Annotated in this window: 11 protein-coding genes; 7 read left to right on the forward strand and 4 right to left on the reverse strand. The window is 32.9% G+C overall.

The window, feature by feature from the left end:
• From FTV41_RS13100 to FTV41_RS13115, 4 genes are all read left to right on the forward strand, one after another.
• Positions 1-810, forward strand: an 810-nt coding sequence (locus FTV41_RS13100; RefSeq protein ID WP_179996677.1) for a replication initiation protein, incomplete at its 5' end; no start/stop codon positions are given.
• Entirely contained in the window at positions 807-1,079 is a 273-nt protein-coding gene (locus FTV41_RS13105; RefSeq protein ID WP_179991633.1) for a hypothetical protein, read from the forward strand. The genes FTV41_RS13100 and FTV41_RS13105, both read left to right, overlap by 4 nt.
• A gap of 344 nt (positions 1,080-1,423) precedes the next feature.
• Positions 1,424-2,167 carry a serine/threonine-protein kinase gene (locus FTV41_RS13110; protein WP_179991632.1) on the forward strand — a complete coding sequence of 248 codons (744 nt, stop codon included), beginning with the start codon at positions 1,424-1,426 and terminating at the stop codon, positions 2,165-2,167.
• On the forward strand, positions 2,164-2,931 hold the full coding sequence (locus FTV41_RS13115; protein WP_179991631.1) for a PP2C family serine/threonine-protein phosphatase: 768 nt from the start codon (positions 2,164-2,166) through the stop codon (positions 2,929-2,931). The genes FTV41_RS13110 and FTV41_RS13115 overlap by 4 nt, the downstream gene beginning before the upstream one ends.
• 68 nt (positions 2,932-2,999) lie before the next feature.
• Here FTV41_RS13115 and FTV41_RS13120 read toward each other — a convergent pair whose 3' ends face one another.
• From FTV41_RS13120 to FTV41_RS13135, 4 genes are all read right to left on the reverse strand, one after another.
• On the reverse strand, positions 3,000-3,317 hold the full coding sequence (locus FTV41_RS13120) for a HigA family addiction module antitoxin (RefSeq protein WP_179991630.1): 318 nt from the start codon (positions 3,315-3,317) through the stop codon (positions 3,000-3,002).
• 17 nt (positions 3,318-3,334) lie between these two features.
• Positions 3,335-3,613, reverse strand: coding sequence for a type II toxin-antitoxin system RelE/ParE family toxin (locus FTV41_RS13125; protein ID WP_179991629.1), 279 nt, complete (start codon positions 3,611-3,613; stop codon positions 3,335-3,337).
• A gap of 175 nt (positions 3,614-3,788) precedes the next feature.
• Positions 3,789-4,652, reverse strand: coding sequence for a TIR domain-containing protein (locus tag FTV41_RS13130; protein ID WP_179991628.1), 864 nt, complete (start codon positions 4,650-4,652; stop codon positions 3,789-3,791).
• 95 nt (positions 4,653-4,747) lie between these two features.
• Positions 4,748-5,050 carry a hypothetical protein gene (locus tag FTV41_RS13135; RefSeq protein WP_179996678.1) on the reverse strand — a complete coding sequence of 101 codons (303 nt, stop codon included), beginning with the start codon at positions 5,048-5,050 and terminating at the stop codon, positions 4,748-4,750.
• A 211-nt stretch (positions 5,051-5,261) separates the two neighbouring features.
• Here FTV41_RS13135 and mobQ point away from each other — a divergent pair, with 211 nt between their 5' ends.
• The 3 genes from mobQ (at position 5,262) to FTV41_RS13150 (ending at position 8,831) form a co-directional block, all read left to right on the forward strand.
• On the forward strand, positions 5,262-6,914 hold the full coding sequence (gene mobQ / locus FTV41_RS13140; RefSeq protein WP_179996679.1) for a MobQ family relaxase: 1,653 nt from the start codon (positions 5,262-5,264) through the stop codon (positions 6,912-6,914).
• A gap of 682 nt (positions 6,915-7,596) precedes the next feature.
• Positions 7,597-8,547: a replication initiation protein gene (locus FTV41_RS13145; protein ID WP_004728629.1), complete on the forward strand. Its 951-nt coding sequence runs from the start codon at positions 7,597-7,599 to the stop codon at positions 8,545-8,547.
• Positions 8,544-8,831: a hypothetical protein gene (locus FTV41_RS13150; protein ID WP_000857160.1), complete on the forward strand. Its 288-nt coding sequence runs from the start codon at positions 8,544-8,546 to the stop codon at positions 8,829-8,831. Before FTV41_RS13145 ends, FTV41_RS13150 begins: the two co-directional genes overlap by 4 nt.
• The last annotated feature ends 258 nt before the right edge of the window (positions 8,832-9,089 follow it).

Consider the following 9,089-nt stretch of genomic DNA (forward strand, 5'->3'; position numbering starts at 1 on the left):
GATGCAAGTGAACAAGATCAAATATTAATATCAGCTCAACAATTTGCTGATGATTGTGGTATCAAAGTCAATTCTGCTTATAAACAAATTGAAAATGCATCAAAAAAATTAGTAGACCGGTCTTTTTCATACGTTAACGATAAAGGAAAAAAGGTCTACTCTAATTGGGTAATTGATGCTACTTATGAAGATGCAGGGATATCTTTAAGATTTACATCTATTGTTTTGGTGATGTTAAAGATTTTAGATAAATATAATCCATACACTCGTTATAAAAAGGATGTAGTTCTAAAATTAAAAAAAGACTACTCAATAGACTTTTACCATTTGGCGAAAAAAAATCAGGTAAAAAATGGCTTTGAATTAACGCTAGATGAAATGTTTACAGAATTTGGTTTACCTGAATCTTATAGAGATTTGAGGAACTTAAAACGAAGAGTTTTGAATAGTTCATTAGATGAAATTAATAAATTTACCGATATAACAGTTGACTATAATCCAATTAAAAAAGGGCGTTCAGTAATTGGCTTTAAATTTATAGTAAAAGAAAAACCAAAGCCCAAATTAGTAGAGCGTCAGCGAGATCAAAACACCATAGACATGTTTTTCAATCTATCCGATGCTCAAATTAACAAGTACAGCACTATTTTATCTCAACTCTCTGAACTATCAGACCTAAGTAACTTTCCTGATTATCCTGCTTTTGCCCTTTGGATCGGTGGCATCTTACGAGATCCGAAAAGTGTAAGGGAGGAAACCGCAAAACGAATTTTTAAAGCTCTGCATAGCAAAACGGATTTTAAACCATGAGAACTAAAGTTGAATTAGCCGCAATGAGTTGTGAAGAACTCAAAGACTATGAGCAAAGTTTACTAGCTCTGTGGACACCAAGAATGGCTCTTGAAAGTGACATTGAAAGGTTCTGCACTCAACGCAGAGAATTATTGGAGGTTTTTAATCAATTAAAAAATCCTGATGCTCCTGAACATGAACGTTTAAAAAATTCTATTTTATCGCTCAAATATAAGATTAAAAAATTAGAAGATAAATTGGATAATCTTATTCAAGATAATCGCTGAAATTATATAGATTTAATTATTCAGATTATTTAAGTAAAACTGTGAAACATTGCCTAATATTTAGGCGTAGAACATGAAAAATCAAGTAAAAAACCCCTGTTCACAGTCAGGGGTTTTTCGAAATGGATTATATTGTTGAATTATAAGAAGTAAAAATTAGCATTTCGTATAAGGTGTATTATGTTAATTTTAGAATTTCTTAAAATTAATTGTCTATAACAAAAAAATTTCATTCCAAATATTAATCATAATTTTTATTAATTTATGAGAAAATGCAGAAAATATAGTAAGTAATTTATACCTAATTATTTTTATAAAATTTTAAGTTTGTAGGAGCATAAATTTTGGAAGTTTACAGACACTCAAGTTATGAGTTCCAAGTTGTTGACAAAATTGGAGCTGGAGGATTTGGTGAAGTATACGAAGTGGCATTACCTACATGTGATTTTAGATATGCACTAAAACGATTTGCTCCACAAAAAAATATTGCTGAAGCTTCTCTATTTTCTGAAGGTGAACTATTAGAAAGATTCCGTCAGGAAATGAGATATCAGACAAATTGTACTCACAAAAATATAGTTTCTATTTGTGTAGTCCATCAAGGCGATGCTCCATTTTTTGTAATGGATCTTGCTGATTCTGACTTGAATAAGCTAATTAAAAAAGACCTTCTTTCTAATGAGGAAAAGATTAAAGTTATTCTAGATGTTCTGGATGGTTTGGAATATCTTCATAATAAAGGACTAGTTCATAGAGATATAAAACCAGAAAATATATTACTTTTTAATGGAGTATATAAAATTTCAGATTTTGGACTAATTAAAAATTTAGCTCCTAATGCACATCCTAACGATGTTATGAGTGCAATTGGTCTATGTCTTGGAACAACACGATACATGGCTCCTGAAGTTGAAGAAGCTGCGCATTATTCGCATCTTTCTGACATTTTTGCACTAGGCGTGGTCATGTCACAATTACACATAACAGAGCTAGCTAGCATCGCAAATAAGTGTACTTCCCAAACGGTTAGGTTCCGATATCAATCGATTGCTGAAATCAGAAACGATATTCTAAGAGTGATAAAATGAAAATTACATTAAGTTGCGTTTCATCTTTTTCAGAAGCAAGAGATAAATTTTCGCCTGAAAGAAGTAAACAGAATGAAGATTCACTAATTGTGCCTCTTAAAAAAAGTAATGGCTTTTTATTTGGGGTTGCTGATGGTTTAGGCTCATATCATGGTGCAAAAGAAGCATCCTATTTCGTTTGTAACTATATTGAAAACCTTCAACAAATTAGTCACGAATACTTAGAACATTCTTTAAAAGAAGAACTCAAAATCAATTTTCAAAATTTTATTCAAAGTCAAAATTCTGAATACATTAAGGCCTCTACAACTCTCTCATTTTGTTTTTTAGATGATAGTGGTTTGAGCATTTGGCATATTGGCGATTGTAGAGTTTATATCAAGCAAGATACTAAATTAATTCAACTTACGAATGATCATACTCAATATCAAAAGTTACTTGATAAAAAAATATATAGTAAAAAGGAGTTAAACGAAAAAAAGATAAGTCAAAGTACTTTAACAAATGCGATTTCATCTTTCATTGATTTAGATAATGACTATACATTTATCCCCTATGACTCTTTAAAAGATGAATATGGAGAAGAAATGTCAGTATTTATAATGTCTGATGGTGCATATCATTTTTGGGATCAAAGAAAAAATTTCAGTAAAGTCACAATGAGCGACACTATTAAATTTACTAATGCTCTAAAAAGAAGGATAGAGAATAAAGGTCCAATTGATGATTACACATTAATTGGAACAAAATTTTATTTAAAATAGAATCTCTTATATGAAGTAGAAAAGCCTAACATTAGTTAGGCTTTTCTACTTCATATACAATTAAAATGTTATGCAAATGCCAATAAATCATCATACGGTCTAATAGTCTGTTCGATGGTTTTACCAGCTTTTTCATAGGCAATTTTCAAATCATATTGATGTTGTAAATTAAGCCAACTTTCAGCATCTCCACCAAAGAATCGTGCTAATCGCAAAGCTGTATCAGCAGTAATACCGCGACGTTCTAATACAATATCGTTAATTCGAGCTGCAGTTACACCTAACTTTCTAGCTAGAGCAGTAGAGCTTAAATTTAGTGGGAGCATGTACTCTTCTTTAAGAATTTCACCTGGGTGAACAGCTCTCATACCATTATGATGGATCATACATATACCTCTCAAAATTAATGGTAATCGACTATCTCAACCTCACTGGGTCCATTATCCGTCCAAACAAAACAGATTCGCCATTGATCATTAATACGAATACTGTGTTGCCCTAAACGATCACGTTCTAATTTTTCTAATCGATTACCTGGAGGAGATCTCAAAAAATCTAAAGTTACTGCTGCATCTAGCATCGTCAATTTTCGGGTAGCAACTTTCAAAATAGCTGAAAATTTAGAACTCTTACCCGTTTCAAATAATTGACGCGTATATTCGCACTTAAAACTTTTTATCAATTGAGATGCCCTTCATATAATATATTGTATATCGATATGCATTATATCACAAGGATACTTTGCTGTGGCTTACAAGAAAGCCACACGGGCTTAATACAAAATCTTTTATTGCAACCTAGATTTAGGTACAAATTGAAACATATAAAAAAGAGCGAAAGCTCCTTTTTTATATGTTTCAATTAATTTTTCTATAGTTAATATCATATCCAGCATCACTTAGCATATGAGCCACAGACATACGCCAGTCTTTATAACCATGGTCTGTATATACGACACCATTTACATCTCCTGGCATTTCAATATGACCTTCCTTTTTTACTAAGCAGATTACTTTTTCACGAGTATATAAACCTATTAATAAACCATGCTCAAAAACAACATTTTGCCTAGCTCTTAATTTGTACTCATCCTCCCCAATAGCTTTTCCCTGATCATCAGGTGTGTATAAAACTATCCCAAACCCAATAGAAGGATCTTTTGTGTAACGTTCTAACTTTTCTATGATTGTAAGGCTAGCATCGTGCTGTTCTCTGAGAACTATTGGCTCAATTAATTGAGCTGATAAAAAAGCTTTTACTTCATTTATCAATGCATCATCATGCCCATGGACAATGAATACTTTAGATGGGGTAACCTTCTTTTCTTTACCTAATAAATTAGGAACTTGCTTTTTAGTTCCTTTTGCATATGTTATTAATTCTTCTGTTATTTCTTTTTGTTTAAGAATCGCGGACTCTAAATCATTAGAATAAAAACCGATCATAACAACACTAGATGCCTGATTTTCAGCCCTTCGTTGAGCAGCTTGTTGCTGTTTTAAAACCTCACCAGATATCTCACTAGAAAACATGCGTAAACGTTCAATATGCTCAATAGGAATTGTACGCCCATTTATTAATATAGGGTTCCCAACCTGGTAAGGTTCAGCATATTTACAAATCAAATCTTCTAAATCTGTTAAATCTGATTTGATTTCAACTTTATCCCACGCATTTTTATGATGTTTTTCGCCTAATTCTAAAATCACATGATAATACATATTACTAATGCCATATCTTCATTTATATTTTTTAAATATATAATAAGTTTAAGAAAATTAACTACATATTTAACATAAAATCTCTTATGCGAAATTTAGGTCTTATCCCAAATAAATCCATTAAAAAGATCTTTATCTTTCTGCTTATTTTCTTCGGTCTTATTTTCCGTATTTAAAAATTGCTCAAAATCGGCTAATTGCTGTTTAAACGATTCATCATTTTTTAATTTATTTAAAGCCCAAGCTCCCAGTAGAATTTTACGTCTAGTATCATCTTTACGTTGCTGATCAGAAACTTTCTTTTTTTCACGTGCAATGGCAGCTTTTTTCTGTTCTTTTAGCTGTTTTAAACGCTCTTCTTGCTTTGCAATTTTTTGCTCTAAATTATCAACACTCATACCATCACCATATCAAGGAATCCCCCTCAAGCATAGGTCTGTTTGAATTGAAATTCAAGACAGCCCATGCTATCGTGGTTTTCCCGAAGGGCGCACTTAGCCATTGGATTTCATCCAATGGTGCGACAAGGGGTAAATCCCCTTTGTAATCCCCTGACCAACATATACATGTTGGTAATTTCGATAAATCGAAATAAAGAGCAAAAGCAAAATGGCGATATATCATTTTTCAGTTAAAACGATTAGTAGAGGTAATGGACGATCAGCCGTTGCTTGTGCTGCATATCGTTCAAGTGAAAAATTGGTATGTGATTTTTATGGAAAAGAACAAGACTACACAAGAAAAACTGGTGTCGAATTTACAAAAATCTATGCACCTGAAAATACAAATACTGAGTTACTCAAGCGCCAAACACTTTGGAATGAAGTCGAAAAGGTTGAACGTAGAAAAGATGCATTACTTGCAAGAGAGTTTGAGATTGCATTTCCCAGTGAGTTAAACGCTGAACAGCGTGAAAATATGCTCAATGAACTTTGCCGAAACCTCGTTAAAAAATACGGTGTCATCGTTGATGCTGCTATTCATGCACCTCATACAGACAGTGGAAGTGATGAACGCAACTACCATGCACACATCATGTTCACAACCCGAAGTATTAATGAGCATGGTGGCTTTTCAGCAAAAAAATATAGGGACTTTAGTCGTGACAATGGCACAGAAACTGTAAGCCACTGGAGAGAATCATTTGCAGAGTTATGCAATCATCACCTGGAACAAAATGGATTTGATGAACGTGTCGATCACAGAAGTTATGAAGACCAGGAAAGTGACCTAGAAGCAACTCAGCACGAAGGTCCTCAAGCGACATACCTCCGGAGACGAGGAATATTTACAGAAATTAGTCTGAAAAATGATGAAATTAAGCTACGTAATTTAAAAATCAAAAAGGTCATCGCACTGGATGAAAACATCAAAGTATCTGAGGATCTTGTTCAAAAAGTACGAAGTGAGCTTCAGTTTCAATACTCTCAAGCTGAGTATTTAGAAAAAACTTCTCAGAAACTTTCTGAATTTCAAAATGAAGAATTATCAAAATTAACAACAAAATTAAACACGATGAGTTCTGCAATATCAGAACTACGCAAAAAAGAGCCTTTATTTTTTAAAACAAAATGGATCAATCAAATAAATGACCTGATCGACCAACACAACACCCAACTAGACATCCAAAAGCATATTTCTGGTCTTAGTGAAATAGAAAAAAAAGAGAGATATTCTGATCATTTAAATAAATGGACAGAAGAAAATCAGCTGCTCCAGCCTAAAAAGTCTTTTGCAAAATTTGACGAACCGAACATCACTGTTAAACAACGAAAACTTAATGATCAAATTTCAAATATAGATCATCAAATTTCTGAAATATCACGCAGAGAAACTGAGTATCAAGAGTATGTACGCGATCAAAGACTGGAGATCATAAATAGTTATATATTTGAAGAAGATAACTATGGAAATAAATACTTTAGTCCTCAAAATGGTGAAAAACAAAAGCGACTATATGCAGAAGAAATGGAAGATCTAAAAATCCAAGAATTGCATGCGGCTTTTACAAAAAAAATTGAGACCGAAGCGCAGCAAGAGTTTTCCCAAAAAATAGCAATACAGCTCGAAAACGACCGAAAAGATCGTGAATCTAGAGAACAGCAGTTACTTAAAGAACGAGAGCAACAAGAACAACGCTATGCACAAGAACGAGAGCAACAAGAACATTTGGCATTTTTAAGACGCCAAGAACAAGAAAAACAGCAGAGAAATGAGCCTAAAAAGCCAGAAAATGACAATAACCATGACTACACGCCTTAGCAATCCCATTTAAGCGCAAAAAAACGGGGGTTTTAGCGACTTTTGATAGAAATACAGTAAAACTATAGTTGATAAAAATAAAATCGCTTAAAACGCAAATGAGAGCCTTTTAGCGAGTGTCTACGAGCGACACAACGAAAGGTTGCTTATTCCCCCTCTGAAAAACCGTTTTTTATTGAATTACTGGGGACAGTGATTAGCGAGTGTCTACGAGCGAAGTATTGATGCTTTTGCTCGTCAAAAAGCATGAGCATAGCGAATGCATTATTCATGTTTTGCTTTTTGAATCCTTGATCATATATGCAAAAAACTGCCCCCACGAAGCGAGTGAAACGAGCTTCAATAGAGTACGAGCTTTAGCGAGTACCAAGGGCAGTTTTAATAACTCACTTTGGAAATAAATTCCCTTTTATTCTTTTAAAAAGCTTTTAAAAGCTTTTAGACCCTCTGAAAACCTTATGCAGCAATAGTTTCAAGCGTTAAAAGGGTACAAATAGCATGATAAAGGGTACAAATAGCATGATTTTATCGTTTAAAAGGGTACAAATAGCATGATTAAAGGGTACAAATAGCATGATAAAGGGTACAAATAAATTATTGTACCCTTATGTTTATTGGTGTACATTGTTTTCTCATAAGGGTACAAAAATCATGTTCATTTTTTATAAGGTTTGATATCTGAATGAATAAAGAAAATAGTTATGATAAATCTTATCCAGTAACAACAATGGCTATTCAAAACAAAGTTACTGAATGCTTTAAAAGCATGTCTGTAGATGAAAAAAGAATTTTAATTATGGCTTCTCCGATTGCTAGAAATATCGATGCAAGTGAACAAGATCAAATCTTAATATCTGCTCAACAATTTGCTGATGACTGTGGTATCAAAGTCAATTCTGCTTATAAACAAATTGAAAATGCGTCAAAAAAACTAGTAGATCGGTCCTTTTCATACGTTAATGATAGGGGGAAAAAGGTCTACTCTAACTGGGTAATTGATGCTACTTATGAAGATGCAGGGATATCTTTAAGGTTTACATCTATTGTTTTGGTGATGTTGAAAATTTTAGATAAATACAATCCATACACTCGTTATAAAAAAGATGTAGTTCTAAAATTAAAAAAAGACTACTCAATAGACTTTTACCATTTAGCGAAAAAAAATCAGGCAAAAAATGGCTTTGAATTAACGCTAGATGAAATGTTTACAGAGTTTGGTTTACCAGAATCTTATAGAGATTTGAGGAACTTAAAACGAAGAGTTTTGAAGAGCTCATTAGATGAAATTAATGAATTTACCGATGTAACAGTTGACTATAGTCCAGTTAAAAAAGGACGTTCTGTTGTCGGCTTTAAGTTCACTGTGAAAGAAAAATCTAAGCCAAAATTAATAGCTCCTGAGCGAGATCCAAAAACAATAGATATATTCTGCAACCTGTCTGATGCTCAAATTAACAAGTACAGTGCTATTTTATCTAAACTTTCTGAGCTATCAGACCTAAGTAACTTCCAGGACTATCCTAGTTTTGCCCTTTGGATTAGTGGCATCTTACGAGATCCGAAAAGTGTAAGAGAGGAAACAGCAAAGCGGATTTTTAAAGCTCTTCATAGCAAGACGGATTTTAAACCATGAAAACTAGAGCTGAATTAGATGCAATGAGCCATCAAGAACTCAAAGACTATGAGCAAATTTTACTTGCTCTGTGGACACCAAGAATGGCTATTGAAAGTGACATTGAAAGGTTAAGCACTAATCGCAACGAATTATTAGAAATTTTTAATCAATTAAAAAATCCTGATGCTCCTGAAAATGAGCGTTTAAAAAATTCTATTTTATCGCTCAAATATAAGATTGAAGATTTAGAAGATAAATTGGATGATCTTATTCAAGATAATCGCTTAAATCGTGCAGATTGAATTATTCAGTTTATTTAATTAAAACCGTGAAACATTGATCAAAGAATAGGCGTGGAACGTGAATAGTCACAAAAAAGCCGTTCCAGTGCGCTGAACCCTGGAACGTCTTAGTATAAGTTTATGATTTATATCGAATAAAAAACAGTATTTCGTATAAGGTGTATTATGTTAATTTTAGAAAATCTTCACTACTATTATTTTAAAATAAGCCTTATATCCAAGCATAAAACAAGGTTGTCTAGACTTCTTTTAACAGTA

Origin of the sequence: Acinetobacter sp. YH16051 (genome assembly GCF_013417135.1) — a bacterium.
Taxonomy (GTDB): Bacteria; Pseudomonadota; Gammaproteobacteria; order Pseudomonadales; family Moraxellaceae; genus Acinetobacter; species Acinetobacter towneri.

What these genes read in the sequence shown, in the direction of transcription:
- FTV41_RS13105 (WP_179991633.1), top strand. Translation starts at nt 807, where the DNA reads ATGAGAACTAAAGTTGAATTAGCCGCAATGAGTTGTGAAGAACTCAAA.
- FTV41_RS13115 (WP_179991631.1), top strand. Translation starts at nt 2,164, where the DNA reads ATGAAAATTACATTAAGTTGCGTTTCATCTTTTTCAGAAGCAAGAGAT.
- FTV41_RS13120 (WP_179991630.1), bottom strand. Translation starts at nt 3,317, where the DNA reads ATGATCCATCATAATGGTATGAGAGCTGTTCACCCAGGTGAAATTCTT.
- FTV41_RS13130 (WP_179991628.1), bottom strand. Translation starts at nt 4,652, where the DNA reads ATGTATTATCATGTGATTTTAGAATTAGGCGAAAAACATCATAAAAAT.
- FTV41_RS13135 (WP_179996678.1), bottom strand. Translation starts at nt 5,050, where the DNA reads ATGAGTGTTGATAATTTAGAGCAAAAAATTGCAAAGCAAGAAGAGCGT.
- mobQ (WP_179996679.1), top strand. Translation starts at nt 5,262, where the DNA reads ATGGCGATATATCATTTTTCAGTTAAAACGATTAGTAGAGGTAATGGA.
- FTV41_RS13145 (WP_004728629.1), top strand. Translation starts at nt 7,597, where the DNA reads ATGAATAAAGAAAATAGTTATGATAAATCTTATCCAGTAACAACAATG.
- FTV41_RS13150 (WP_000857160.1), top strand. Translation starts at nt 8,544, where the DNA reads ATGAAAACTAGAGCTGAATTAGATGCAATGAGCCATCAAGAACTCAAA.